This window comes from Luteibacter sp. CQ10 (assembly GCF_040900725.1).
Classification (GTDB): domain Bacteria; phylum Pseudomonadota; class Gammaproteobacteria; order Xanthomonadales; family Rhodanobacteraceae; genus Luteibacter.
Map to the genome: position 1 here is coordinate 93173 of NZ_JAEUYM010000005.1, position 24616 is coordinate 117788.

Genomic DNA, 24616 nt, shown 5'->3' on the forward strand with positions numbered 1-24616 from the left:
CATCCCGGCGCAGCCCATGACCACTCCCGCACTCCAAGTCACCGACCTCCGCAAGACCTACGGCAACGGCGTCGAGGCCCTCAAGGGCATCTCGCTCACCGTCCAGCCGGGCGATTTCTTCGCCCTGCTGGGGCCCAACGGCGCGGGCAAGTCCACCCTGATCGGCATCCTCTCCTCGCTGGTGAACGCCAGCGCGGGCGACGCCGAGATCTTCGGCGTCTCGATCCACAAGCGCCGCAGCGACGCGATGCGCCTGATCGGCCTCGTGCCCCAGGAAATCAACTTCAACCAGTTCGAAAAACCTTTCGACATCTGCGTGAACCAGGCCGGCTTCTACGGCATCGGCCGCGCCGAGGCCATGGAGCGCGCCGAGAAGTACCTGAAGGAGCTGCGCCTGTGGGACAAGGCGCACCACCAGGCGCGCATGCTCTCCGGCGGCATGAAGCGCCGCCTCATGATCGCCCGCGCGATGATGAACGAACCGAAGCTGCTGATCCTCGACGAGCCCACCGCGGGCGTCGACATCGAGATCCGCCGGTCCATGTGGCAGTTCGTCAGCGGCATCAACGCCGCGGGCACCACGGTGATCCTCACCACGCATTATCTCGAGGAAGCCGAGCAGCTCTGCCGCAACATCGCCATCATCGACCAGGGCCGCATCGTGCAGAACACAACGATGAAGAGCCTGCTCGCCACGCTCGACGTCGAAACCTTCGTGCTCGACGTGTCCAGCGTGCCCGCCAGCCTGCCATCGCTTCCGGGCGTGACGCTGCGCGTGGTCGACGACCATACCCTCGAGGCGGAAATGTCCCGCGCACACGACCTCAATTCGCTCTTCGCCGCGCTGTCCTCGCACGGCGTCACCGTCACCTCCATGCGCAACAAGGCCAACCGCCTGGAAGAACTCTTCGTCCGCCTGGTCGAGCACGGCCGGGAGAACGCGGCATGAGCAACCACCTGATTCCCCTGGGCACCATCGTCCGCCGCGAGATCATGCGCATCCTGCGCATCTGGACGCAGACGCTGATCCCGCCCGCCATCACGATGACGCTCTACTTCGTCATCTTCGGCAAGCTGATCGGCAGCCGCATCGGCCAGATGCACGGCTTCACCTACATGCAGTACATCGTGCCGGGCCTGGTCATGATGAGCATCATCACGAACAGCTACGGCAATATCTCCTCGTCGTTCTTCGGCGCCAAGTTCGGCCGTTTCGTCGAGGAGATGCTGGTGTCGCCCATGCCCAACTGGGTGATCCTGCTGGGCTACGTCACCGGCGCGGTCGTGCGCGGCGTCATCGTGGGTGCCCTGGTGCTGGTCATCGCGCTGTTCTTCACCGACCTGCACGTCTCCCATCCGCTCATCACCTTCTTCTCGGTGCTGCTCGGCGCGACGGTGTTCTCGCTGGCCGGTTTCGTCAACGCGGTGTTCGCCAAGAAGTTCGACGACATCGCGCTGGTGCCCACCTTCGTACTCACCCCGCTCACCTACCTGGGCGGCGTGTTCTACTCGGTCGACCTGCTCGGCGAGCCGTGGCGCAGCATTTCGATGGTCAATCCCATCCTGTACATGGTCAACGCGTTCCGCTTCGGCGTGCTCGGCGTGAGCGACGTGCCCATCGTCACGGCCTTCGTCGTGATGCTGGTCTTCGTGGTCGGGCTGTCGGCCGTGGGCCTGCACCTGCTCAAGCGTGGCGTCGGCCTGCGCTCCTGATCGATGCGGGTCAACAAGTACATCTCCGAATCCGGCCTCTGCTCGCGACGCGAGGCCGACGAGCTGTTGGTCGCCGGGCGCGTCACCATCAACGACGAGATCGTCGGCATGGGCGCCAAGGCGCTCGAAGGCGACGTGGTGAAGGTCGACGGTGAGGTCGTCGTCGCGCACACGATGGCGCCCGAGTCGTCGAAGAGTCGCGGCGTGTACATCGCGCTGAACAAACCCGTGGGCATCACCTGCACCACCGATACCACGGTCGACGGCAACATCGTCGACTTCGTCGACCATCCGCAACGCATCTTCCCCATCGGCCGCCTCGACAAGGACTCCGAAGGGCTCATCCTGCTCACCAGCAACGGCGACATCGTCAACGAGATCCTGCGCGCCGAGAACCACCACGAAAAGGAATACCTCGTGGCGGTGAACAAGCCGGTGACGGAGGACTTCCTCGCCGGCATGGCACGCGGCGTACGCGTGCACGGACAGATGACCAAGCCCTGCAAGGTGCGCAAGATCGCCAAGTTCGGCTTCGCCATCATCCTCACCCAGGGCCTCAACCGGCAGATCCGCCTCATGGCGGCCGCCTTCGGCTATCGCGTGACTCAGCTACGCCGGGTGCGCATCATCAACGTGAAGCTCGGCCACCTGAAGCCCGGCCAGTGGCGCAACCTCACCGAGGCCGAGTTGAAGGGATTGCTCCCTTCACGCACACGCTGGTAGGCATCCGCTTCACCCTCGGTCGCACGCCGATCGATTCGCGGCGACCGCGCCTTCGCGCCCCATCGTTCGTCCCCGACAGCGGGACCCGGGCCATCCCCGCACACTGATCGCACCGGGCGTCACGCCTGGCTGGCGATCGCATCGCAGCCACGTGTGACGCGCCGGTCGTTCGTCACTTCGCATGGATGCCGCGATGCTCTTGCAGTCACTCTTCACCCTTCTTTCGACGTCATCGACGTTGACCGACCCTTCCATTCCCGCTCCCCCGGAGGACGCCTACCGGGCGATGGCCGAGGCCCGCGTGCCCGCGCCACCGTCTTCATCCGACGACGAGGACGCCGACGACTCGTCGCCCTACGACGACTTCCTTACCGGATCGAAGCGGGTGCTGGGCGAACTCCTTGCCCAACCCGAATCGCCGTATAGCCCCCTGCTGGCCAGCCCGGCGTGGTCGCGCGAGGCATGGTGGCAACGCGCGGCCGAACGGATCGCCCCGGGGGAATCGTCGTTCGCGAAACCCCTTGCCGCGCTCCAGCACCAGATCGGCGCGACCAAGGCACGTCCTGGCTACGAAGTGAGCGTCAGGCCGGAGAGCCAACGGCGCTACAAAGGCCGGCAAGCGGCAGCCAATGCCATCAAGGCGGGTGTCGACGCCGACATCTTCGAACGCGCACTTCGACGGCACCCCCGTCACCTCACCCAGGCCGCCGCCGAAGCCGTCGCGATCCAGATCGTCCGCGACCGCTCGGCGACCACCGGCATCGCCCACCACGCCGCCCTGAACATTCGTGCCGACGTGGTCGACCGCTACCTCGACAGCAACGCCTCGCGTTTCTCGCTCGAAGACGGGCGTTACGCCGGAGAGCTCCTTCGCCACGCCGTCGTCACCGGGCATCCCACCTTCAACGAACGTGGTGAGCGGCAGATCCCCGCCGCGTTCCGCGTCGCACGCGTGGCCGCCGCTTACGCCGACCGCCGGGGTTACGCGAGGCCCGGCGGGTACTGCCACGGCGATGCACCTGCCTGGAAACCTCTCCCGTCCAGTGCCCGTCCACTCACCTACCGGCCCTTGTGCTTCGTGGCCGCGACGGATCGTGCCGTCTACGAGTGGTACCTGCGGAAAGCCCGCTTCGAAGCCGCAGAGGCAGTACCGGAAGGAAACGATCTACCGGGCCACCGACCGAACGACGTGAGGCGCACGCCATGACCATGACGATGCGGCGCTTTTCCCTAGGCGTTTTCTGTCTACTCGCCAGCCCCGCATTCGCGGGCACGATCCGGCTCGAGCCGGGTGGCGGCGCGTACGTCGACCAACTGGCGGAAGAAGCCAGGATCTACACCGACGCCCTCCACTCCCGCCTCGCGCGCGCCGACGCGGCCGACGTCCGCTCGAACGGTACCGCACTGGGTGAATTCCGCCGACAGGCGAACAATTACACGGTCTCGCGTTTCGACTACACGTACGAGGTGGACGGCGTGCAGCGAACGATCGTGATCCATGGGCGAAGCGGCAAGCCACTGGACACCACGGTCAACATGGGTCGCAGCAAGATCCTGTCGCGCAAATCGTCCAGCACCGGATCGTCCGACCTGTCCGACGGCGGAACGTCCACGTCGGGTTCGTCGTATGAGGTCACCGAAGCGGAGGTCGCGAAAGACGTGAACGACGCCGCCTTCTATCCTGCCGACGACCCATCGACGGCCCCCGTCCGTCACGTTCGCGCGACCTTCGTCCGCCGCGGCGAATCCGACTTCGAGGCCACCGCGGGCAACGCCATCAAGGCCAACGACGCGGAGTTGAAAAGCCTGCGTTACCTCGACAGGGAAATACGTGCCGGCGCGCTACCGCGCGGCGGGCGGCTCACCGGCATCGTCAGCAAGGCACCCTGCGTCTCGTGCAGCGAAAACATCGGCCTGTTCGCGGAAGAGCACGACGTGAACGGAACCATCCGCTTCCTCGTCGATCCCGCATCCGAGGCCGCGTCCGGATCGTCGGATCTCGTCACGCACAGCCGCGAAGCCTCCGATGCGCTACGCAAGATCCGAACCGACTACAGCAAGCAAGCCCTGAGCAAGGACACCTCGTGGTCGGCCCGACCGGTCCGCTGGCACGCGGAACCGTCCCCACCGACCGACAACCCCGCATCGATTCTCCCAAAGGAACTGTGTGAATGATCATTCCATCGCTTCGCCCTCTGCACCGCTGCCTGCTTACCGGCCTGTGCGTCGTCGCACCATCCATGGCCATGGCGGCGAAACCCGGCCCCGACGTGCTCTCCCTGTACAAGGAACAGCAGGAAGCCCGGCTCGACGACACGCCGACACGGGGCATCGACCCGGCGAGCCTCCTCGTCCGGCCCGACTCGCCTTATAGCGACATCGAACACCAGCCCGATTTCACCAACACCAGCGCATGGGGCGCCGTACTGGGCGACTTGCCGTCCTCGATCGGATACGGCGACGCGGTCGACATCGTGCAATGGGACCTGGGCGCGACGCGGGCTCGTCCGGGCGTGGACGTCCCGGTCACCCGCACCGTTCGTCTCGCGAACGGCAGGGCCCTCGACCCGTTCATCGAGGCCAGCCTGGTGAAGGCGGACGTGGACGCGGACATCTTCACGCGGATCATCGACATCACCGGATACCGGCACTCCACGAAGGCCGCCGGCTACGCCGTCGCCATGCAGATCCTTCGCAACCAGATGAAAGCGTTTCCCCGCGAGCGCTGGGAAGCGCTGGGTATCGAGGGCGGAGTCTTCGAACGCGTGATGAGCGGAACGTCCCTGCGGCATCTCACCTCCTACGACGTGCACTATCTCTCGCTCCTGCTCCAGCATCGGTTGATCCATCGACGATTCGGCGACGCCACGCCGACGGGCCAGCGTGAATTGCCTGCCGCTTATCGCGTGGCGCGCGTCGCCGCCGCGTACCGTGATATGGAGGGCTACCTGTCCTATCCCTGCAACCCTGACGCCACTCCTCGCGAAGGACGCGCGGGCCAAGGCGAAGGAGACGACCGTCCGCTGTGTTTCGTCGCCGCCACGGATCGCGCGGTCTACCGCTGGTATCTGCGCGAGGCCGACGACCAGGCCCATCCCATCCCCAGCGAACCCGAACAGAGCGGCCTGGCCCGCATGCTGGCCGCGGCGGCCCTGTTCATGCCGCTCCTCGACCTGGCTGCCGTCGCCGAGGTGGCCGAAGTCGCCGGGGCGGAAGAAGTCGCGGCCGAAGAGGCGGCGGCCGAAGCCGTCGCCGCCGATGAAGGCGTCGACACCGCGGTGGAACGCGCCTCTCCGCTCACCTGCCCCCTCGAGGCCTGACATCCCATGACCTACCGCTTTCTCACCCTCACGCTCCTGATGGCCGTCGGCACGGGCGCCACGCATGCCATGGCGGGAACCGTCTCGCTGGAGCGCACCGCATTGGACGAAGGTAACGTCGTGGCCCTGCTGGAATCCACCAGCCAATATCACGTCGACGCCATGCGCGAAGTCATCATGGGCCGGCATCCCTCGGGCCACCACCTGAGCCGTTGGGAATCGCTCGAAGTCGCCATGCGCGACGCCCCCGTGGCACGCATGGAATACCACTACGAACTGGACGGCATGCCACAGACACGCATCTATCACGCGTTCGCCGGCCAACCCCTGAGTGCCACCGCCGATGCGATCTTCACCGGTGAGAGCCCGCTGTCCACACCTCCCCTCATGGATTCGGGCGATTTCACCGTCGAAAGCCCCGAACCCGGCCCATCGACCCGACCCGTCATCCATGGCATGGACCGGATCGATGAGCAGGACGACATCTATTATGCCGATCTACCCGAAGGCAACGTGCGTGCCCGCGTGCTTTCGTCGGAAGGCTCCGTGCTGACGCCTTTCGATGTGGAGGGTGCGCAGGGCGCGCTCGACGCCGAGTTCAAGGCCATGCGTGCCATCGAGCGGGATATCGTCGAAGGGCTCGTTCCCCGAGGCGGCCGCATCGCCGGAATGATCGGCGGGAGCGCCTGCGCCTCCTGCCAGCACGTCATGGAACGCATGGCGGAAACGTACGATGTGGACATCCGCGTCACCCAGGTGTTCGGCAACCTGCCGCCGTCACGGCAACGGGCCCTCCTGTCGACGGGCGGCGCCCGTTTCAAGGGCCCGCTGCTCGTCGATGCACAGAGCGGTCGCCCCATCCTGGCCAAGGACATACTCGCCGCGTCCCGCCAGGTGCAGGTCAACCAGGCCCTCACGCCCCAGGCCATGGAGAGTTCCAGGCATACGCCATGGATACGCCGGTCGTTTCGACTCGGCCCCCAGCCGGAACGAACCGGAAGAACGGATGGTGGATCGGAACGTTCCTCCAGACGCCCCTCGGGAGACCCGGACGAACAGCTCTCGCGCGAGTGCTGATCGAAGCGAGGGGCGGCCGGAGCCGCCCCTCGCTTCTCTCTGGCTTCGCGCGGACAGGGCTTAGCGCATGAGGGGAGCGGGTGCTTCCACTTGCGTCGGCATGCGCTCCAGTTCGTAGGCGCAGTGCTCTTCCTGGCGACAACCGTGCTCGGGCTCCACCGAAACGAATTCGAGGTGGCCAGGCGCGACCGCGTCGGCTTCGAGCGAAGGCCGGTATCCCCCGTTGACCACGTGTTGTATTCCACTGAGCCGCTGGTGGCGCATGCGCTGGAAACGAAGGTACGCGGGGCTGCCATGGCCTAGCCACGACACGTGGATGCGGACATCGTACCGGTCGGACAGCGCCTGCAAGGCACGGCGACACGAATCGCATGGCGCCTGGCTGGCATACACCTGAAGCTCGCCACCGGCCGCGATGCGCCCGGCCCGTATATCGGCTTCGATGAGCCGTGCGACCTTCAGTTCCGCGTCGCGCTGGCGAGCGTCTGCTTTCCGATCGCCTTCCACGGGCGTGTTCGTCACGTCCGATCCGTCCGGCACCGGTTCGTCCCAGGCGATCGATTCGGGCCTGCTCGCGTCGAAATAGCTGCGATAAGGATGCCGGGCCTGGATGCCGGGCACGCCGAGCAGGGGCTCGTTGTGACCGGAGCGGGCGTGATAGACCCTGACGTGCCTCATTTCCCTCATGTTGAACGTATAGGTAAAGCTGGCGAAGGTCGCGGTTTCCCATGGCCGGGAGAACGCGGAGAACCGGCGTGTGCCCACCTGCATGCCGGCGAGGGCATCGCTGTACCAGCGCTGCGCCGCGTCCGCGTGCACGTCGAACGCGGCGAGGACGCGTGCCGTGACGCTACCATCCCTGTCGTCATGCACGATGCGTTGCCCGATCGGATGGGCGACGGCGGCCCATGGAAGGAACCACCACGCGAAGGCGACGGCACGAAGCATGCGAAACGACGCGGTCATGGACGATCCCCCGAATGGATGGCGATGTGGGCGCGCTCGACCATCTGATAGAACCGTTTCTCGCCGTCCTCCGTGCCTGGCAGATCGAGCGCCATCTGCGCTTCGACGATCTCCGCGAAGGGAGACGTCGACATCGCGTCGATGCCGTACGCTCCCGCCCAGGCGGGCTTGACGTTCTCGAACGCGGCAAGCAGCCGGACCCTCGACGGGGTCGCGTCCTTCGATGCGATGAAGCGTCCGATCTGCCGCGCGCGCTCCGTCCTGTACCAGCGGTACACGGCACGATCGGTGGCATCGGTGAAGCAGATCGGCCGGGTGGTCGCCGCTGCGTCGGACCCGGCCACCTCACGGTCCGCGGTACCGTCGGCATGGCAAGGTGGCGCATCGAAGCCCTGGCTTATCCGATAGGCCGCGGCCACGCGCGCGACGCGCAGCGGTGCCGGGATGTCCCGTTGCCCATAGAAGTTGAGTCTGCCCGAACGGAACAACGACAGTTCCGAGCGCAGGATGTCGGCGAGATAGGCAAGGTCTTCGTCGGACATCTCGGCGAGGCTCACCGCGGTTTCGAAACGGGCGAGCACGTCTTCGCGAATGCCCAGCGGTCGTCGATCCAGCTTGGCGGTGGCCTCGATCCACGCCTGCAAGGTCTGCGCGGCGAAAGCCAGCTCGGCGGCAAGCGTGGACAGCGGTGTCCCGCCGCCCAGTTCATAGGCCCTCTGGTAGTAGTGGCTCATGACGCCGCTCTTGATGAGGTTGGCCTGGATATCCTCCGGGAAGTCGTCGAGGGGTATCGCACCGAACGACGGCGCGGCCGACGCCTGGTGTCCGTAAAACGCCTTGTCGAGGCCAAGGTCCCAGGCGATGGCACGACGCATCCTCATCTCGCCCGGCGCGATCTCCGTCCCGGGTCGGCTCGAAAAGATATCGGGCTTCATGTCGCCGTAGATCGACTCGGTATCCGCGAGGAAATAGTTTCGCCAGTCGGCATCGCTCGCCAACGGATGAAAATCGCCGTAGTCGCTCTTGCTCATGTGGCCCATCGCCTCGCGAAGCCACGCCTGATACTCCTGGCCAGGACGCGGCGCGAGATGAAACCGGTAGGCGACGGGCGCCGCGGATGCCGTGCACGTAACGAGGCAAACGGCCATCGAAAGACGCGACACGATGCGTCTGGCCTTGGTGGGTGCTCTATTCAACTGACATACCTCCGTGTAGGAGGGCGCATTTCAGCGTCGATCCCTCTCACGAAAAAGCAGGCGCACCCGATTCGATGTGTCAGCCGATACCCTCACGGGATCGTCCTATGTTCCCCTTGGCTTCGCCCGATGGGTCGCCGTGGCCGTCCATGGATCGTCCGGCCAGGGATGCTTGGGATAGCGTCCCTTGAGTTCCTTCTTTACCTCGGGGTACGTGCGATTCCAGAAACCGGCGAGATCCTGGGTGACCTGGATGGGGCGGCCCGCGGGCGACAGCAGGTGAAGCATGACCGGCACGCGCCCGTTCGCGACGCGCGGCGTGTCGGCCAGGCCGAACAGTTCCTGGAGCTTTACCGCCAACACGGGTGGCGCCGCCGGGTCGTCGTCACGCGCGCCGTACTCGAGTCGCCGGCTCATGCCGCTGGGCACGACGAGCTCTTCCGGCGCATGCGCGTCGATGGCGCGACGTTGGTCGTAGTCGAACATCGAGGACAACGCCTCGGACAATTCCGACGCCTGCAGCGCTTCCAGGCGTCGCTTGCCGGACAGATACGGCGAAAGCCAGTCGTCGAGGGTGCGTAGCAACGCTTCGTCGCCTACGTCGGGAAGACCCAGCTCGGGCGACCAGACGCGCACCGCGTTCACGCGGGTGCGCAGGCGCCTCGCATGCTCGCTCCAGGGCAGGCTGTCCACGCCACGCCCCCGGATCGCGGCCAGCAAGGTGGACACCGCATCGTCGGCACCGAGGGGGACTGCCTTGCGCGAGATCACCAGCGCGTCGAAGCGGCGCTCTTCGAAGGCCTCGGCCATCTGCCGCGCATCGTCCCAACGCAGCACGCGCTCGGTGACGAAGCGGTCGGCATGATCGCGCTCCAGCACGTCGGGATCGAATGGCGCCGCGGCGAAGATGAGGCTGTCGCGCGCATCCAGGCGCAGGTCTAGCACCACCAGCCACGGTTCCCCGTGCAAGGCGCTCGCGTCATGCAGGCGCGCTCCGCGCCCGTTGGCGAGAAGGTAGCGCGACGGTTGCGCATCGTCGCGGCGTGCCACTCGATCGGGAAACGCATGCACGAGGAGATCGCCGATGGCATGGCTGTCGGGGGCACCGCTCGCGGGACTGCGCACGTCGAGACGACGACGCCATCCGGCGGACGCCTTCTCGATGGCGGCGAGCGCGCCGGCATCCGCCAATCCGCCACGCGCGGCTCGCGCGCCACCATCGCGCCACAGATGCAGGGCATGCAGGCGCTGGCGGAAGTCGTCGTTGCGAGCGGCCTCGCCGCGCAACGGGGATCGCGCATCGGCCAGCGCGAGAAGATCGGCGACGAGCGCACGGCGGGCCACGGGGGCGCGCAGTGCGGCGGCGGCGAGGCGGGGCGTGGCACCGAGGGCCAGCATTCGGCGCCCCAGGGCCGTGATGCCGTCGGCCTCGTCGAGCGCGCCGAGGCGGCGAAGCAGGTCGCGTGCCTGGCCCATGGCGCCGGCGGGCGGCGCATCGAGCCAGGGTAGGTCGTCGCTTCCCCAGCCGGCGAGCTCGAGCGCCAGGCCCGACAGTTCCGCCTGTTCGATCTCGGCGGTACGCGATGCGTCGAGGCGCCGGCTTTCCGGCCAGAGGCGATAGGCTCGACCGGGCGCCACGCGTCCCGCGCGACCGGCGCGCTGGTCGGCGGAGGCCTGCGATATGGACACGGTCTCCAAACGGGTGAACCCCGACGGCGGATCGAACCTCGGCTCGCGGGCCTGCCCGCTGTCGACCACCGCGCGTATCCCCGGCAAGGTGACGCTGGATTCGGCGACGTTGGTGGCGAGTATCACGCGACGCGCGCCCGGATCGGCCGGCGTGAGCGCCAGTTGCTGTTCGGCGAGCGAAAGCTCGCCGTGCAGCGCCACGACCTCGACCTCGTCACCCACGCGTTCGAGCATGCCCCTTACGCGTTCGATCTCGTGGCGGCCCGGCAGGAAGGCGAGCACGTCGCCTTCGTTCTCGCGCAGGGCTTGGGCCACGATGCGGGCGAGATGGTGTTCGACCGTCTCCTGCGGCCTCCCCGGCGGGTGGACCACCTCCACCGGAAAGCTCCGGCCCGGGCTGGTCAGGCGCGGCGCGCGCAGCCATTGCGCGATGCGCTCGCCGTCGAGGGTGGCCGACATCACCAGCAGCCGCAACTCCGGTCGCAGGCTCGCCTGCACGTCCAGCGCCAGCGCGGCACCGAGATCGCCAGGAAGATGCCGTTCGTGGAATTCGTCGAAGAGGATCGCGCCGACGCCGTCGAGCGAGGGATCGTCCTGGATCATGCGCCCGAGAATGCCCTCGGTCACCACCTCGATGCGCGTGCGCGGACCGACGCGCGATTCGAAACGGATGCGGTAGCCGACCGTTTCGCCCACCTCTTCACCGAGCTGGCGCGCCATGAAGGCGGCCGCGGCACGCGCGGCGATGCGGCGAGGCTCGAGCAGCACGATGCGGCCTCCCGCCAACCAGGGCGCATCGAGCAGCGCCAACGGTACCTGGGTGGTCTTGCCGGCGCCGGGCGGGGCTTCGAGGACGAGTCGCGGGTGCTCGGCCAGGGACGCGAGCAGTTCGGGAAGCAGCGGAGTGATGGGGAAGATGGGTTGCATGCGGTGGTCATGGTACGCAAGCTCGCAAAGCCTCGCATGGCCACCTTCGCGAAAACCGGGGCTCACCGCCGGGGCACCGGCCGAGACCGGTACCCACGGCGAAGCGTTCGCTTCTAGCCTCGCGCCTCACCCGCAACGGGCTTGTCGAACGGCCGCAACGATCGGAACGCCCGACGGTAATCGTCCGAGACCCGTTTCGCGTCCTCACCGTTGGCGATCACCCGTGGCGTGATGAGCACGAGCAGTTCAGTGCGAACGCCCTCCTTGGCCCGCTCGCCGAACAGCCCGCCGATGAGGGGAATGCGCGAAAGGCCCGGCACGCCGCCCCGCTGGGTGGCGTCGAGTTCACGGATCAGTCCGCCCAGCAGCACCGTCTGCCCGCTCTGCACCGCGACCTGGGTGTTGAGCATGCGTTTGACGATGGGCACGTTGCCACCGGTGCCGTCGGGGTCGGCTCGGCTGACCTCCTGCACGACGTCGAGATAGACGAGGCCGCCGGGATTCACGCGCGGGCGTACTTCGAGAATGACACCGGTGTCCTTGTATTCGACCTGGCCGACTTGATTGCCGCTGCCGACCTGGGTGTTGACGAAGGTCTGCGTCACCGGAATCTGGTCGCCGACCTGGATCTTCGCCTTGCGGTTGTTGACGACCACCAGCGATGGCGCGGAGAGGATCTTGGTGTTCGTGTCGCGTTCCATGGCGCGCAGCGCCACTTGCAGTTCGGAATTGACGAACGAGTAGAAAAGCGTGTCGGGACGCAGGCTGTCGGCCGTCGCCTGGCCTAGTGCCCAACGTTGGCGGTTGCCGGGTTGCGCGACGGCGCCGTCGCCTCCGGCCAGCCCCTCGAGATACCACTGCACCCCGAAACGGAAGTTGTCGCGCAAGGTGACCTCGAGGATGCGCGTCTCGATCTGCACTTGCAGCGGCACGGCATCGAGACGCTCGATGGCCTCGCGCACCTGCGCCCACTGGGCTGGCCGCGCATGCACCATCAGCTGGTTGTTGGCATCCACCGCCGTGACGCGAATGCCCTGGTCCGACGAGCCCGACGCGGAAACGGAAGGTGACGGTATCGGTGTGCTCGATTCGAAGAATGACGGATCGCTGTCGCCTCCATCGTTCACCTCGTCGAAGCCGCCCGCCCCCTTGGTTTTCCCTCCCGTCAGCGTACCGGCGCTGAGTCCCGGCGCCACCGTCGAGCCGCCCACGTCGCCGGCCACGGCGGCACCGAAGACGTTGCCGACGTAGCGCGCGAGGTCGGACGCGAGGAGGTTGCGCACGTCGTAGACGAACAGGCGCGGCTCGTTGCCGCCGCCGCGATCGATGCGCCCGATCCACTCGCCGACCTGATCGAGCAGGTCGGCACGCATGGCGATGGCGACGATGGCATGCGTGCGCTCGATGGGAAGGAATCGCACCAGCCCGGCCACCGGTGCCCCACCTTGCGCGCCGAACACCGACTCGAGCGCCTGGATCATCTCGCCGACGGCGGCGTGCTCCAGGCTGAAGACGCCGACGGACATCCCCGCCACCCAGTCGACGTCGAACGTATCGATGGTTTCGCCGTAGTTCGCCAGTTGGTCCGGCGTACCGGCCAACACGAGCACGTTGCGCGCGGGATCGGCGAGCAGCATCGCGTCCTGCATGACGAACGGTTGCAGCAATCGCACCATTTCCGGTGCCGCGACGTGGCGAAGCGGGTACAGCCGCGTACCCATGCCCGCCCGCGGCGCACCCGCCGCCAGGCGTGGAACGGCCTGCCCGGCGATGGCCTGCGAGGACGGCAGCACGTCGTAGCGACTCCCGGTTTTCACCAAAGCGTTGCCCGTCCAGGAGAGCAAGGTTTCGAGAATGGGCAAGGCTTCGTCCTTGCGTACCGGCTTGGCGGTGGAGAACGACACCGATCCGCGCACGCCGGGAGCGATCGCGTAGTTGAGATCGAGCAGGTCGCCAAGCACGGCCTTGACCACCGCCTCGACCGGCTGGTTCTCGAAGTTGAGCGTGACGCCGGCCTCGCCGGTCACGGCATCGCGCGGCTTTCCCAGTGCATGGGGATGGATGAAGCGGCCGCTGCCACGCAGGATGTGTCCCGTAGCGCGATCTGCCCTGTCGTCCGCGGGCGGCGCGGCGTCGGCAAGGGGAAGCTGGCCGGGAACGGGATCTCCGGTTCCGATCAGGGCCTCGCGTTCAAGCGAGCCCGGCTCGCGTACCGGTGGCATCGGCGCGCAGGCGGCCGTCAGCATGGCCGCGAAGACGGCCGCGCCGAATATGCGTCGTTGCATGTGTCGCTCCTTGTTGTCTTCCTTGACGGCGCGGGCGGCGCCGTTACCTCGATTGCGTGTTCTGCTGTTGCTGCTGTTGCTCGATGCGTCGCCGCTGCACCGCTGCCTTGAGCGCCTCGATGCGCGCCTGTTGCAGGGCCTGGTCGTCCTGCCGTGGCGGGGTCTGGCGCGTCGCGGCCGGCGCGGGCTGCGGCGGCACCGGACCGGCGATCCCGGAACCGGCAGGATGCTGTTCGATGTGGATCCCGTTACCCGCCTGGGAGGGACGGGACGACGGTGGCTGGGGCTGTCCGGGTGGCGTGGGCGGGCCGTTTTTCGGGCCGTTGGCCAGCGGATCGGGAGCCGCCACCTTGAGGGTGAGCTCACGCCTCTCGCCGCCGTTGTCGAACACGGCGCTTCGCGGCGTGAGCGAGGCGAGCGTCCAGTGCCCGTCGCCGAGCGCCGAGCCTTCCTTTACCCGCACCGTGGGCGTGGTGGCATCCTTGCCGGTATCGCGCAGCAGGGCCATTCGCAGGCCCGACGTCATGATGATGCCGGTCAATTCGAGGTCGCCGATGTTGCTCGACGAATCGTCACCGCCCGTGGCGGCGACGGGCTTGCGATCGGCCATGAAGAGCGGACGCTGCCAGACTTCGGCGAAATCGGTGATGGGGGTCGGCTTCGGCATCGCCGCCGCGCGCGTCTGCGGCAACGGCTCGGGAGGCGAGGGATCGTCCCACTGGATGCCGCGCCCGACGCCCATCGCGAACGTGGCGCATACGGCCGCCAACGCGAGGGCGATGCCGCCGAGGATCGGTGTGAGGCGACGCTGACCGGCCGCGTTCACGACGCCGCCTTCGCCGCGCGCGCGGCGTGGATGTAACCGGACACGGTGAATTGCACTTCCATCGGCGCGGCCGCGCCGTTACGGGCGGCCACGGGGTTGCGGTAAATGCTGAAGTCTTCGATGAAGAGATACGGCGCCGCTTCCTCGATGTCGTGCAGCACGGCCGTCATCGGCTGCATCTGGCAACGCAGGCTGATGTTCACGGTGACCTTGCGGTAAGGCTCGCCCGCTTTCTCCTGGCTCGGCACCGGCATCTTCTGCACCACGTCGCAGGCGCCGTCTTCGTGATGCGCGGCCGCGACGTCGACGATGCGCTGCATCAGCCCGGCGGCGGCGGCGTTGGTGTCGTCGCCTTGCAGGAAGGCGTCGCTGCGCGTCTGGCCCTGTTCGAGGGAAGCCAGGCGCTTTTCCAGTTGCGGGCGTTCGGCGATGGCGGCGGCGAAGCGGCGCTGCGAGTCGCGCAGGTCGCTCATTTCGTCGGCCATGGCCAGCTGTGGCGCCACGAACCACCAGTGGATCAATGCGAAGTAGGCGACGACCACCGCGACCAGGAGAAGCAGGATCGCCGCGACGCGGGATTCATTTGGCTTCATGCGCACCGGCGCTCTCCTTGGTCTTGGGTGCGGGCACGGAAGTGGCGGGCGATACCTTCGCCGGAACGGCACCCGCCGCCGTGGCCCCGGCGGTGGACGCCGGAGCCGGCTGCGCGTGCGGATGGGTGGTTACCGTGCCCGGTTTGGGCGTCAGCGCCTTGGCCTGCATGTAGAAGCGTTCCTTGCCCGAGGTGGGATCGCTCTGAATGGTGCCCTGGAAGCTCGGTTCGCCGATGTAGGCGGCGCCCTTCATGGCGTCGATCAGGCGTGCCGCCTGGGGACTCTGACCCTGGAAACCGATCTGCCCGCTGGCGTTGACCGTGAAGCGCTCCAGCCAGGTGTCGTCGGACAGGCGCTGGGTGAGTTCGGACAACACGGGGAGGATCGCCGGCGATTCGGCCTTCCGCTTGGCGAGGAAACCGGAGGCCCCCGCGCTTTCGGTCAGCCTCTGGCGCAGGACCTTGACCTTCTGCGCGTCGGAACGCAGCGATTCGACCTGCGCGCGCATGTCTTCGAGGGCGGCGGTGCGATTGTGCAGCCAACCGCCCATGGCACCGAAGAGCAGCAGCACGATGACCGCCAGCAGGGCCGCGTTGAGGCGGGCGCGGCGATCGACCCGGCGCGGCACGCGGGCAGGCGGCAGGAGGTCGATGCCGGCGAGGCCATAACCCTGTGGCACGTCGACCCGGTCGGGCGACACGCCGAGCGCGGCCAGTTCGTCGAGTTGGACGTCGAGCGCCTGGCGCGGCGTGGCCGCGAGCTCGGCGACGAAGCGGCCCTCCGGTGCCGGCTCACCCAGGTCGCGCACGCCGAAGTGGATGTCTTCCGCACGGAAGGGCGTCTGCCGGTCGAGGTCGAAGCCGACCACCTGACGGAGGTTGTCGCGAGCGGCCACCGGCAGCACCAGGCGCCGACGCAGCACGCTGCCCGGCGGCAACAGCAGGGCGACGCGGCGATCGGCGGGATCGGCCTCGGACAACGCACGGGCCAGCGCCGCGGCACGATGCTCGACGCCGTCGATGTCGTCGGCCGTGGCCAGGGCGAGGGAATCGCCCACGCGGCGCAGTTGCCAGGCATCGCCCTGCCGCTCGACCACGTACCAGCGCCTGCCGCCGGCGAACGCCTGGCGCCAGCGCACCGGCACCAAAGCCGACAGTTCGCCGCCCCACCAGCGCAGGAAGCCCGGCAACGCGCTGCCTCGCCAGGCGCGGCGCAAGCGGTCGAGCTGCAATTGGGAGGCGTCCTGCAAAGCGGTCATTCAGCGTCTCCTTCGCGCCAACGCAAAACGGCGTAGGGCTGGTTGCCCGATCTTATCCCACGTAATCGGATCGTCGATGTCAGCGAACTGCGCGTCCCGTCGTCAAGGATGGCCTCCACACGTATCGTGTGCGTGACACCGTTGCCTCCCGACGCGAGCGATCCGCGGGACTGGTTACGCTGCGCCAGGATGGCCTGGGCACCGTTGTCGCCCAGGCCGGGGATGGCGGCCAGGGCCAGCGGCTGTGCATGCTCGGTGTTGGGCCGCTCCCGTCCCGACCAGATGGTGAGGACCGGCTCCACCTTCGCCCACAGTGCCGGGGTCATGCCCAGCACCATGCGCGCCTCCTCGACCGTGGCGAACGGGGCGTTGCGCGGACCATAGCCGAGACCGGCCGCTTCGTATTGCGCTTTTTTCGCACCATTGGGCGAAGCCGCGTCACCCGGCCGCCGCCAGTCCTGGATCGCGGCCGCCACGTGCCGCGCGGCATCGTCGTTGGCGCCCGCCGCCTTGAACAGGCCCACCAGCACGTCGTTGGACGCGGCGTTGAGGTCGACCTTGCCGTCCTCGTCGACGATGCTGATGGCGACCTTGGCATCGTCGAAATCGAACGGGTAGATGCGGCCGTCGGCGATCCAGCGCGCGTCGATGTCGGGCGACTGCAAGCCGGCCACGGCGCGTGCAAGGCCGGCCTCCGCCGCATAGTGGGCGCGTACCTGCGCGAACTGGTAGCGCGCCTGCAAACCCTCGGTGCGCGCGAGCGCCGCGAAACCGCCGAGCATGATCGCCAGCAGGGTGCAGCCCCACAGCACGATGAGCAGCGCCACGCCGCGCCGTTGCCGCCATTTCATCGAATCACCGGCCCGCGCGTGCCGCGCCCCGAGAAGAAACCGTTGCGGGAGGCGGAGGCGTCGATGCGGACCGGCGCCACCATGTCGGGGAAGGCCACACCGCCGTCGGCGTCGAGATGGATGCGCACCAGCGACGGCGTACGCCGATGGTCGGCCCATGCGTCCTGCCAGTCCATCGGCCGGTTCTGGTCGTCCATGCCGCGATAGGCGAAACCGCCCTTGCGAATGCCGCGCAGGAGCACCTCCGGCTCGCCCAGCGGTTGGGGGGCGCCGCCGTCGGGCGGAATGAGCGCCAGCGTCACTTCCAGGCGCTGCCGCTCGCGGCCGTCGTCGACCAGCGCGAGCGTGAGCAGTTGGGCACCCATGCGCGAGAGGTAACCGGGCAGCGGCGCGACGAACTTCATCGTCTGCGCCTGGCCGTCGAAGACGAGCACGTCGCCGTCGTCGGTTTCGCCGTAGGGCATGACCAGCGCCTGGGCCAACTCGTCGCGGATGAAGGTCTGCGCCGAGCGGATCTCGTCCATGCGTTCGATGGCGTCGTCGCCGCTGCGCACGATGCGCGTCGCCGTACGGATGCCCGAATAGACGCCGAGCAGCACGATGGTGAGCAGCGCCAAGGCCGCCAGCACCTCCATCAGGCTGAAACCGCGAACGGAACGCATCACGGCCCGTTCCCCGGTGGCGCGCCGAGACGCAACGTGGAAAAGCGCGCATGGCGCTCGGCGTTCCCCTTCCCCCACATCACGTCGAGGTCGAGGCGGTAGAGGACGTTGGCCGTGCCGTTGCCGGCGTTGGCGGCGACGCCCGGCGCCTGCCAGGGCGATACGTCGAGGCGCCAGCGGTAGGTATCGTCGAAACGGCCTTCGTTGCTTCCCGCCTGCAAGGGCTCCATCACGAAGGCGCCGTCGAGTAGCGAGCGCGCCCGGAGCGCCGCCTGCGTGCGCTCGTTGGCGCGCGCGGTGAGGCTGAGCGAACTGCCCGCCACCTGCATGAGCGCGGCGAAGGCGATGGCGAGCACGGCGATGGCGGCGATGATTTCGAGCAGGCTGAAACCGCCCTGTGCCGCTCGCCTCGCTTGGCCATGCGCCGGATGACCCGGCGCCCTCATCGGGTATCCACCACGCTCACCGCGCCGGTGAGCCATGCCACGTTGACGTGCCATTCGCGGTCGCCACGCTTGAGCGTGATGCGGCCGCCGGTGGAACTGCCGTCGGGGAAGAAGCGGATGCGACCGGTGGTGGCGTTGGCCTGGTCTTCCCGCGCGCTGGTGATGGACACGCGCATGTCCTTGGGCAGGCGCACGTCGCCCTTGCCGGGCGCGCGATAGGTGGCCTTGGCCGTATCCACCTCGAACGCGAGACTCTTGCCGTGCACGATCGACTGCGCGCGCGTCCAGCGCAGCGACGCCGCCAGCTCACCGCTGGCGGCATTCACGCGCGCGCTGGCCAGACCCTGGGTGACCGGGATCGACACCGCGGCCGCGGCGATGCCGATCAGCAGGATCACGGCCAGCATCTCGAACAGGGTGAATCCGCGCGGGCGCATGGCCGTGCTTCGTGCCTTCGCGTCTTATTGCCAGTTGCCGACGTCGGCCGAATAGCCGTCGCCGCCGGCCTTGCCGTCCTGGCCGTAGAACACCAGGTCGAAATTGCCGTGCTCGCCCGGATAACGGTAACCGAACGCGTGGCCCCAGGGATCCTTCAGGTCGGATTCCTTGGCGTACGGGCCCTGCCAGCTCGACGCGTCGGCCGGCTTGGTGATGAGGTCGGTCAGCTGCGCCGGCGGCGTGCCGTTGTCCAGCGCATAGTTTTCGATCTTCTGGCTGAGCGTGGTGAGCTGGGCCTTGCCCGCGCCGTACTTGCCCTTGTCGACGTTCTTGCCGACCTGGGTGACCACGATGGCGCCGATGATGCCGATCAGCACGATCACGGCGAGCATTTCCAGCAGCGTGAAGCCGCGGGCATGACGGGATGGCAGGGTACGCACGGTACGCATGGGCAAGCTCCTTGGAACGGTTTGATCAGTTGATGTTGCTGGTGAGGCTGAGCAGAGGCAACAGGATCGCCGCCATGATGAAGGCCACCAACACGGTCATGACGATGGTGAGCGTGGGCACCAGCGCGGCGAGCAGCCGGTCGATGGCACGCTTGGCTTCGACGTCGAACGTGTCGGCGACCTTGAGAAGCATCGTATCGAGTGCGCCGGCTTCTTCACCGACCTGGATCATCTGCAGGGCCAGCCGCGGGAAGCGTTCGGTCTGGCTGAGCGCGCTGCCCAGGCCCGAACCACCCTTGACCCGGTCGGCGGCCTGCTCGAGCGCCTGGTCGAGGGCACGGTTGCCGGTAACCTGGCGTGCGATGGACAGCGCCGAAAGCAACGGCACGCCGTTTTTCAGCAGCGTACCCAGCGTGCGGGCGATGCGCGCGGTTTCCACCTTCAGCAGCAGCGGACCCGCCACCCGCATCGTGAGCAGGCGCGCGTGGAAGGCGAGGCGGGTGTCCGGATCCTTCAGCCGCACGTTGAACAGCAGACCGCCCACCACGAGCACGAGCACGAGCGCCCACCACCAGTCGCTCACCACGGTACCGATGGCGAGCACCACCTTGGTGATGAGCGGGATCGGCACCTGCATGTCGGCGAAGATGGGCACGAACTGCGGCACCACGTAGGCGAGCAGCAGCACGAGCGAGCCGAGCACGCCCACCATGAGGAAGGCGGGGTAGATCAGCGCGTTGATGATGCTGCCGCGCAATGCCTGCGAACGCTCGAGGTAATCGGCCAGACGACGCAGGGTGTCGTCGAGCGAACCGCCGGCCTCGCCCGCGCGCACCAGGCTGATGTAGAGGCGCGGGAAGACACCGTTCTCTTCGTCGAGCGCCGTGGACAACGTGGTGCCGCCGCGCACGCGGTCGCGCACGCGCTCGACGAGGTTCTTCGCGCGATCGCCTTCGGGCAGGTCGAGCAGGATGCCCAAGGCGCGATCGAGCGGTTGGCCCGCACCCAGCAGCGTGGCGAGCTGATGGGTGAACTGGGCGAGCTGATCGCCGGTGAACGGGCCTTTCTGGAACAGCTTGGCCAGGCCGCCGCCCGAGGCATCGCCATCGGCCGGCGCGGCTTCGAGCGGCGTGTGTCCCTGGTCTTGCAGGCGCGCGACCACGTCTTCGACGGATGCGGCCTCCATGCGGCCGGAAAGCACTTCGCCCACGGCACTGATCGCGCGATAGCGGAACTGGCTCATCGCGATGCCCCTAGGATTCCTGCGTGACGCGCAGGACCTCCTCGATGGTGGTGATGCCGGCCACGGCCTTGGCCAGTCCGTCTTCGTACATCGTGCGCATGCCCTCGGCGCGCGCCTGGCGCTCGATCTCGCCGGCGTCGGCGCGCTGCATCACCAGGCGACGCAGCGGATCGCTCATCACCAGGAATTCCATGATCGCGCGACGGCCGCGGTAACCGGTGGGATTGGCGGCGCTGGAGCCCGGCTTCCACAGGCGGATGGGGCGCTCGTCGGTGTACTTGTGCAGTTGGAACTGCTCGATCACCTCGGGCATCGCCTCGTAGGGAATCGCGGTTTCCGGGTCGAGGCGGCGCACGAGTCGCTGGGCGAGGATGCCGTTCACCGTGGAGCCGAGGAGGTAATCCTCCACACCCATGTCGAGCAGGCGGGTGACGCCGCCCGACGCGCTGTTGGTGTGCAGCGTGGAGAGCACCAGATGGCCCGTGAGGGCCGACTGGATGGCGATGCGGCAGGTTTCCAGGTCGCGCATTTCGCCGATCATGATCACGTCGGGATCCTGTCGGACGATCGAGCGCAGCGCACCGGTGAAGTCCAGGCCGATCTGCGGCTTCACCTGGATCTGGTTGATGCCCTCGATCTGGTATTCGACCGGGTCTTCGACCGTGATGATCTTCACGTCGGGCGTATTGATCTGCGACAGCGCCGTGTAGAGCGTGGTGGTCTTGCCCGAACCGGTGGGGCCGGTGACCAGCAGGATGCCGTGCGGACGGTCGAGTACCTCGATGAACCGGTCGAGGAAATGCCCGGCGAAACCCAGCGAGGCGAAATCGAACACCACCGACTCGCGGTCGAGGATACGCATCACCACGGATTCGCCGAAGCTCGTCGGCACGGTGGAGACGCGCAGGTCGAGCTCCTTGCCCTGCACGCGCAACTGGATGCGGCCATCCTGCGGCAGGCGTCGCTCGGCGATGTTGAGGCGCGCCATGATCTTCACGCGCGAGATCACCGCGGCGGTGGAACTGGACGGTGGGGCTTCCACCTCGTGCAGTACGCCGTCGATGCGATACCGCACCTTGAGACGATTCTCGAACGGCTCGATGTGCACGTCGGACGCGCGCTGTTCGACGGCACGTTGCAGGATCAGGTTCACCAGGCGGATCACCGGCGCCTCGGAAGCGAGGTCGCGCAGGTGTTCGACGTCGTCTTCCTCGGCCGCGTTGCCGTCGAGGCTTTCCACGATGCTGCCCATCGCGGACCGGCCCTGGCCGTAGTACCGCTCGATGAGGTCGTCGATTTCCGAACGCAGGCCCACGCGCAACTGCACGTCGCGGCCGGTGGCCAGGCGCACCGCCTGCAAGGGATAGGGGTCGGCGGGATCGGCGACGAGCAGCACCACGCCGTCCTCGCCTTCGCGCACGGGCACCACGTGGTATTGCTTGAGAAAACGCTGAGACAGCTCGATGTCGGACGGCGGCAGGTCGGGCGCGTCCTTCGCGGCGAGCAGCGGCAGGCCGAGCAGGTCGGCCCACGCGTCGGCGAGATCGCGTTCGGACACCAGGCCCAACCGCGCCATCAGCGCCGTGAGCGTGCCTTCGGGCGTTTCGTCGTGAAGGCGGCGCGCCCGCGCCAGGTCGGTATCCTTCAGGCGGCCGTGCGCCACCAGGTGCGCGCATACCTGGGCTTCGCCGGGTTCTCCGGTAAGCATGTCCTTATGCTCGGTCATCGCAGACATGCCATCCTCACGGTCCGTTCAATGCATGGGTGGCGCGATCGTTCCTGACCGCGCGGGCCGATATTGGTAGCACATCCCATGCGTCGAGGGCGACCGCGACGTGACCATGACGTGATGCATGACGGAAACGTGCAACTTACGTCCGTCCCGGCCAATGCCGGAACGAGGCGGCGGCCATGAGGCCGCCGCCCCGTCGTTTACCAGCCGACGCCTACGCCGACGCCGCCGGAAGTCTCACCGCCGCTGACGGCGGCGCCGAAGGTCAGACTGGCCCTCGACGACAGGGCTTTGGAGAAGCCCACCGACAGCGCACCCTGCCCCTTGTAGCCGCCGACACCGACACCCAGTCGGTTGTCGCCGTTGACGCCCTGGGTGCTGAACGCCATCTGCGACATCGCCGCACCCATCGCGCCCACCTTGTTGAGGCGATCGTTAAGGTTGTTGAAGCGGTGATCGACCTCGCGCTTGTACTGATCGAAGGCGCCACCGGTCACTACATCGCCGAACTTCTGGTCGGTGTAAGCCTTGGCGCTGCTCAACGTGGCCGCGTCGCCCTGGTCGGCGTAGGACTTCGCCGTGGCGACGGCCTGGTCGACCTGGCTGACGTTGGCCGCGTCCGTGGGCGCGGTGCCCGCGGCGACGTTGGTGATCGGCGCCCCGCCGCCGTCGACCGCCGGCGTGACCGGAATCGGCGCCGCGGCGGCGGCCGCCGCCGGCGCACCGGAGGCGACGGGTGCGGCGGTCATCGCGGCCGACACTTCCGGCGCGGCCTCCGTCACCGTGGCCGCCGTGGCCGCCGGTGCCGCCACCGACGCCGTACGGGCCGCGGTGCGTGGCAGGCTGGTGCCCGGCCCCTTCGTGCCGCCGGTGCCGGCCGTCGAGCTCGACTCCAGGCTGCCCACCCGGGTGTTCAGGGACGAAATCGCACCATCCAGGGCACCTACCGCATCACCCACCGACCCGTAGGTGCCACCCTGCACCCGGTAGCTCGGACCGATCAGGCCGTTGGCGCCCATGGTCGCGCCGCCGCCGAGCGCCATCGCAACGGCGTTGCCCGCCGCGTTCGAGGCGCCCCCGAAGGCACCGGACAGGGCCGTATTGAGCTGGCTCAGGTTCACCGCGTCGGTAGCCTGCGTGCCGGCCGCCACGTTGGTGATCTGCCGGTTGCCGCTCGCGCTGCCCACCGACACGGTGTTGGCCCGCGTGGCGGTGGAGCCGGCGCCCAGGGCCACGGAATTGGCGGCCAGCGCGCGAGCGCTGTCGCCGATGGCAGTGGATGACGCACCCGAGGCATTGGCGGAAGCACCGAACGCCGTGGCCGACTCCTTGCTCGCCGTCGCCAGGGCGCCGACGGCCGTGGAGAGGTCACCCGATGCGCTGGCGCCCGCGCCGACCGCCGTGGCGAAGCCGCCCGTGGCCGCCGCATCGTCGGAGCCGTCGCCCGCCCCCGTGGCGGACACGTAATGGGCGGCCGAGCTGACGCTGCCCGCCAGATCGTTCAGCTGGTTGACGTTGACCGCGTCGGTGCCCTGCTGGCCCGCCGCCACGTTGACCACCTGCCGTTCGCTTCCGCGATCGCCCACCGACACCGTATTGGCGCGATCGGCAACCGAGTTGGAGCCCAAGGCCACGCTGTTCGCGCCGCGCGCGGTGGAGAAATCGCCCACCGCGACGCTGCTCGCACCCGAAGCCCAGCTGTCGACGCCCAGGGCCGTGGCGTTGGTGCCCGGCGCGTAGGCGAAATAACCCACGGCCGTGCTGCCTACGCCCTCGGCGGCGGCAATCGCACCGACCGCGGTCGCGTTGTCGGCCACCGCCTGCGCACCGCCACCGAACGCGGACGCGTTCTGCCCGGTCGCACCGGTGAATACCTGCAGCCCGCTGAAGCTCCCCGGCCCGCCGACGGCCACCGAACCGTTGCCCGATGCCGTGGTGGACGTGCCGATCGCCGTCGAGTAGTCGCCGGTGGCATTGGCCACCGCGCCGACGGCCGTGGACTGGGCTCCGGAGGCATAGGCGCCCACGCCATTGGCCGTCGCCGCGAAGCCGTTGGCACTCGCGCTCGCGCCCACCGCCGTACCGCCCACGGCCGCACTGGTGGCACCCGTATCGACCGGCACATCGCCGTTGCTGATCAGCGGATTGCCGTTTTCGTCCACGGCATTGCCGCCGACCGCTACGCTGGCCGGACCGGTCGCCTGCGCATTCGCGCCGTAGGC

General features: G+C 68.0%; 22 protein-coding genes. 7 read left to right on the forward strand and 15 right to left on the reverse strand.

Annotated features, from left to right (window positions below; translation table 11 throughout):
- Positions 1-16 precede the first annotated feature (16 nt).
- The 7 genes from JNG39_RS18005 to JNG39_RS18035 all read left to right on the forward strand — a co-directional run bounded on the left by JNG39_RS18005 (position 17) and on the right by JNG39_RS18035 (position 6833).
- On the forward strand, positions 17-949 hold the full coding sequence (locus JNG39_RS18005; protein ID WP_368313364.1) for an ABC transporter ATP-binding protein: 933 nt from the start codon (positions 17-19) through the stop codon (positions 947-949).
- Complete coding sequence (locus JNG39_RS18010) at positions 946-1713, forward strand: ABC transporter permease (RefSeq protein WP_247371148.1); 768 nt, start codon at positions 946-948, stop codon at positions 1711-1713. Before JNG39_RS18005 ends, JNG39_RS18010 begins: the two co-directional genes overlap by 4 nt.
- A 3-nt stretch (positions 1714-1716) precedes the next feature.
- Complete coding sequence (locus tag JNG39_RS18015; protein ID WP_368313365.1) at positions 1717-2436, forward strand: pseudouridine synthase; 720 nt, start codon at positions 1717-1719, stop codon at positions 2434-2436.
- Positions 2437-2629: 193 nt separating this feature from the next.
- Positions 2630-3643 carry a hypothetical protein gene (locus tag JNG39_RS18020; RefSeq protein ID WP_368313366.1) on the forward strand — a complete coding sequence of 338 codons (1014 nt, stop codon included), beginning with the start codon at positions 2630-2632 and terminating at the stop codon, positions 3641-3643.
- Entirely contained in the window at positions 3640-4611 is a 972-nt protein-coding gene (locus JNG39_RS18025) for a hypothetical protein (RefSeq protein ID WP_368313367.1), read from the forward strand. The genes JNG39_RS18020 and JNG39_RS18025 overlap by 4 nt, the downstream gene beginning before the upstream one ends.
- The gene (locus JNG39_RS18030; RefSeq protein WP_368313368.1) at positions 4608-5756 is read left to right on the forward strand and encodes a hypothetical protein; all 1149 of its coding nucleotides are present in this window, start codon (positions 4608-4610) and stop codon (positions 5754-5756) included. Before JNG39_RS18025 ends, JNG39_RS18030 begins: the two co-directional genes overlap by 4 nt.
- Before the next feature lie 6 nt (positions 5757-5762).
- Positions 5763-6833, forward strand: coding sequence for a hypothetical protein (locus tag JNG39_RS18035; RefSeq protein WP_368313369.1), 1071 nt, complete (start codon positions 5763-5765; stop codon positions 6831-6833).
- Positions 6834-6893: 60 nt separating this feature from the next.
- Here JNG39_RS18035 and JNG39_RS18040 read toward each other — a convergent pair whose 3' ends face one another.
- The 15 genes from JNG39_RS18040 to JNG39_RS18110 all read right to left on the reverse strand — a co-directional run.
- The gene (locus tag JNG39_RS18040; RefSeq protein ID WP_368313370.1) at positions 6894-7799 is read right to left on the reverse strand and encodes a hypothetical protein; all 906 of its coding nucleotides are present in this window, start codon (positions 7797-7799) and stop codon (positions 6894-6896) included.
- Entirely contained in the window at positions 7796-8830 is a 1035-nt protein-coding gene (locus tag JNG39_RS18045; RefSeq protein WP_368313371.1) for a hypothetical protein, read from the reverse strand. The genes JNG39_RS18040 and JNG39_RS18045 overlap by 4 nt, the downstream gene beginning before the upstream one ends.
- A gap of 270 nt (positions 8831-9100) precedes the next feature.
- Positions 9101-11611 (reverse strand): ATP-dependent helicase HrpB, encoded by a 2511-nt coding sequence (gene hrpB, locus JNG39_RS18050; protein WP_368313372.1) that lies wholly within the window; start codon positions 11609-11611, stop codon positions 9101-9103.
- Between the two features lie 113 nt (positions 11612-11724).
- The gene (gspD, locus tag JNG39_RS18055; RefSeq protein WP_368313373.1) at positions 11725-13896 is read right to left on the reverse strand and encodes a type II secretion system secretin GspD; all 2172 of its coding nucleotides are present in this window, start codon (positions 13894-13896) and stop codon (positions 11725-11727) included.
- Positions 13897-13939: 43 nt separating this feature from the next.
- On the reverse strand, positions 13940-14722 hold the full coding sequence (locus JNG39_RS18060; RefSeq protein WP_368313374.1) for a hypothetical protein: 783 nt from the start codon (positions 14720-14722) through the stop codon (positions 13940-13942).
- A complete protein-coding gene (gspM, locus tag JNG39_RS18065; protein WP_144916026.1) occupies positions 14719-15315 on the reverse strand; it encodes a type II secretion system protein GspM in 597 nt (198 codons plus the stop codon). Before gspM ends, JNG39_RS18060 begins: the two co-directional genes overlap by 4 nt.
- Positions 15302-16573, reverse strand: a complete 1272-nt coding sequence (locus JNG39_RS18070; RefSeq protein ID WP_368313375.1) for a type II secretion system protein GspL — start codon at positions 16571-16573, stop codon at positions 15302-15304. Before JNG39_RS18070 ends, gspM begins: the two co-directional genes overlap by 14 nt.
- Positions 16570-17424, reverse strand: a complete 855-nt coding sequence (locus JNG39_RS18075) for a general secretion pathway protein GspK (RefSeq protein WP_368313376.1) — start codon at positions 17422-17424, stop codon at positions 16570-16572. Before JNG39_RS18075 ends, JNG39_RS18070 begins: the two co-directional genes overlap by 4 nt.
- On the reverse strand, positions 17421-18086 hold the full coding sequence (locus tag JNG39_RS18080) for a prepilin-type N-terminal cleavage/methylation domain-containing protein (RefSeq protein WP_368313377.1): 666 nt from the start codon (positions 18084-18086) through the stop codon (positions 17421-17423). The genes JNG39_RS18075 and JNG39_RS18080 overlap by 4 nt, the downstream gene beginning before the upstream one ends.
- The gene (locus JNG39_RS18085) at positions 18086-18532 is read right to left on the reverse strand and encodes a prepilin-type N-terminal cleavage/methylation domain-containing protein (RefSeq protein WP_368313378.1); all 447 of its coding nucleotides are present in this window, start codon (positions 18530-18532) and stop codon (positions 18086-18088) included. The genes JNG39_RS18080 and JNG39_RS18085 overlap by 1 nt, the downstream gene beginning before the upstream one ends.
- Positions 18529-18969, reverse strand: a complete 441-nt coding sequence (locus JNG39_RS18090) for a GspH/FimT family pseudopilin (RefSeq protein ID WP_247371177.1) — start codon at positions 18967-18969, stop codon at positions 18529-18531. Before JNG39_RS18090 ends, JNG39_RS18085 begins: the two co-directional genes overlap by 4 nt.
- A 24-nt stretch (positions 18970-18993) precedes the next feature.
- Positions 18994-19419, reverse strand: coding sequence for a type II secretion system major pseudopilin GspG (gene gspG / locus JNG39_RS18095; protein ID WP_144916009.1), 426 nt, complete (start codon positions 19417-19419; stop codon positions 18994-18996).
- A 25-nt stretch (positions 19420-19444) separates the two neighbouring features.
- Positions 19445-20662: a type II secretion system inner membrane protein GspF gene (gspF, locus tag JNG39_RS18100; RefSeq protein ID WP_247371180.1), complete on the reverse strand. Its 1218-nt coding sequence runs from the start codon at positions 20660-20662 to the stop codon at positions 19445-19447.
- A gap of 10 nt (positions 20663-20672) precedes the next feature.
- On the reverse strand, positions 20673-22388 hold the full coding sequence (gene gspE, locus JNG39_RS18105) for a type II secretion system ATPase GspE (RefSeq protein WP_368313379.1): 1716 nt from the start codon (positions 22386-22388) through the stop codon (positions 20673-20675).
- Between the two features lie 206 nt (positions 22389-22594).
- Positions 22595-24616: YadA-like family protein (locus tag JNG39_RS18110; RefSeq protein WP_368313380.1), on the reverse strand; the 2022-nt coding region annotated here is incomplete at its 5' end.

Bases quoted from the DNA above. Each gene is read 5' to 3' on its own strand.
- JNG39_RS18005 (WP_368313364.1), top strand. From the start codon at position 17: ATGACCACTCCCGCACTCCAAGTCACCGACCTCCGCAAGACCTACGGC.
- JNG39_RS18010 (WP_247371148.1), top strand. From the start codon at position 946: ATGAGCAACCACCTGATTCCCCTGGGCACCATCGTCCGCCGCGAGATC.
- JNG39_RS18015 (WP_368313365.1), top strand. From the start codon at position 1,717: ATGCGGGTCAACAAGTACATCTCCGAATCCGGCCTCTGCTCGCGACGC.
- JNG39_RS18020 (WP_368313366.1), top strand. From the start codon at position 2,630: ATGCTCTTGCAGTCACTCTTCACCCTTCTTTCGACGTCATCGACGTTG.
- JNG39_RS18025 (WP_368313367.1), top strand. From the start codon at position 3,640: ATGACCATGACGATGCGGCGCTTTTCCCTAGGCGTTTTCTGTCTACTC.
- JNG39_RS18030 (WP_368313368.1), top strand. From the start codon at position 4,608: ATGATCATTCCATCGCTTCGCCCTCTGCACCGCTGCCTGCTTACCGGC.
- JNG39_RS18035 (WP_368313369.1), top strand. From the start codon at position 5,763: ATGACCTACCGCTTTCTCACCCTCACGCTCCTGATGGCCGTCGGCACG.
- JNG39_RS18040 (WP_368313370.1), bottom strand. From the start codon at position 7,799: ATGACCGCGTCGTTTCGCATGCTTCGTGCCGTCGCCTTCGCGTGGTGG.
- JNG39_RS18045 (WP_368313371.1), bottom strand. From the start codon at position 8,830: ATGAGCAAGAGCGACTACGGCGATTTTCATCCGTTGGCGAGCGATGCC.
- hrpB (WP_368313372.1), bottom strand. From the start codon at position 11,611: ATGCAACCCATCTTCCCCATCACTCCGCTGCTTCCCGAACTGCTCGCG.
- gspD (WP_368313373.1), bottom strand. From the start codon at position 13,896: ATGCAACGACGCATATTCGGCGCGGCCGTCTTCGCGGCCATGCTGACG.
- gspM (WP_144916026.1), bottom strand. From the start codon at position 15,315: ATGAAGCCAAATGAATCCCGCGTCGCGGCGATCCTGCTTCTCCTGGTC.
- JNG39_RS18070 (WP_368313375.1), bottom strand. From the start codon at position 16,573: ATGACCGCTTTGCAGGACGCCTCCCAATTGCAGCTCGACCGCTTGCGC.
- JNG39_RS18075 (WP_368313376.1), bottom strand. From the start codon at position 17,424: ATGAAATGGCGGCAACGGCGCGGCGTGGCGCTGCTCATCGTGCTGTGG.
- JNG39_RS18080 (WP_368313377.1), bottom strand. From the start codon at position 18,086: ATGCGTTCCGTTCGCGGTTTCAGCCTGATGGAGGTGCTGGCGGCCTTG.
- JNG39_RS18085 (WP_368313378.1), bottom strand. From the start codon at position 18,532: ATGAGGGCGCCGGGTCATCCGGCGCATGGCCAAGCGAGGCGAGCGGCA.
- JNG39_RS18090 (WP_247371177.1), bottom strand. From the start codon at position 18,969: ATGCGCCCGCGCGGATTCACCCTGTTCGAGATGCTGGCCGTGATCCTG.
- gspG (WP_144916009.1), bottom strand. From the start codon at position 19,419: ATGCGTACCGTGCGTACCCTGCCATCCCGTCATGCCCGCGGCTTCACG.
- gspF (WP_247371180.1), bottom strand. From the start codon at position 20,662: ATGAGCCAGTTCCGCTATCGCGCGATCAGTGCCGTGGGCGAAGTGCTT.
- gspE (WP_368313379.1), bottom strand. From the start codon at position 22,388: ATGACCGAGCATAAGGACATGCTTACCGGAGAACCCGGCGAAGCCCAG.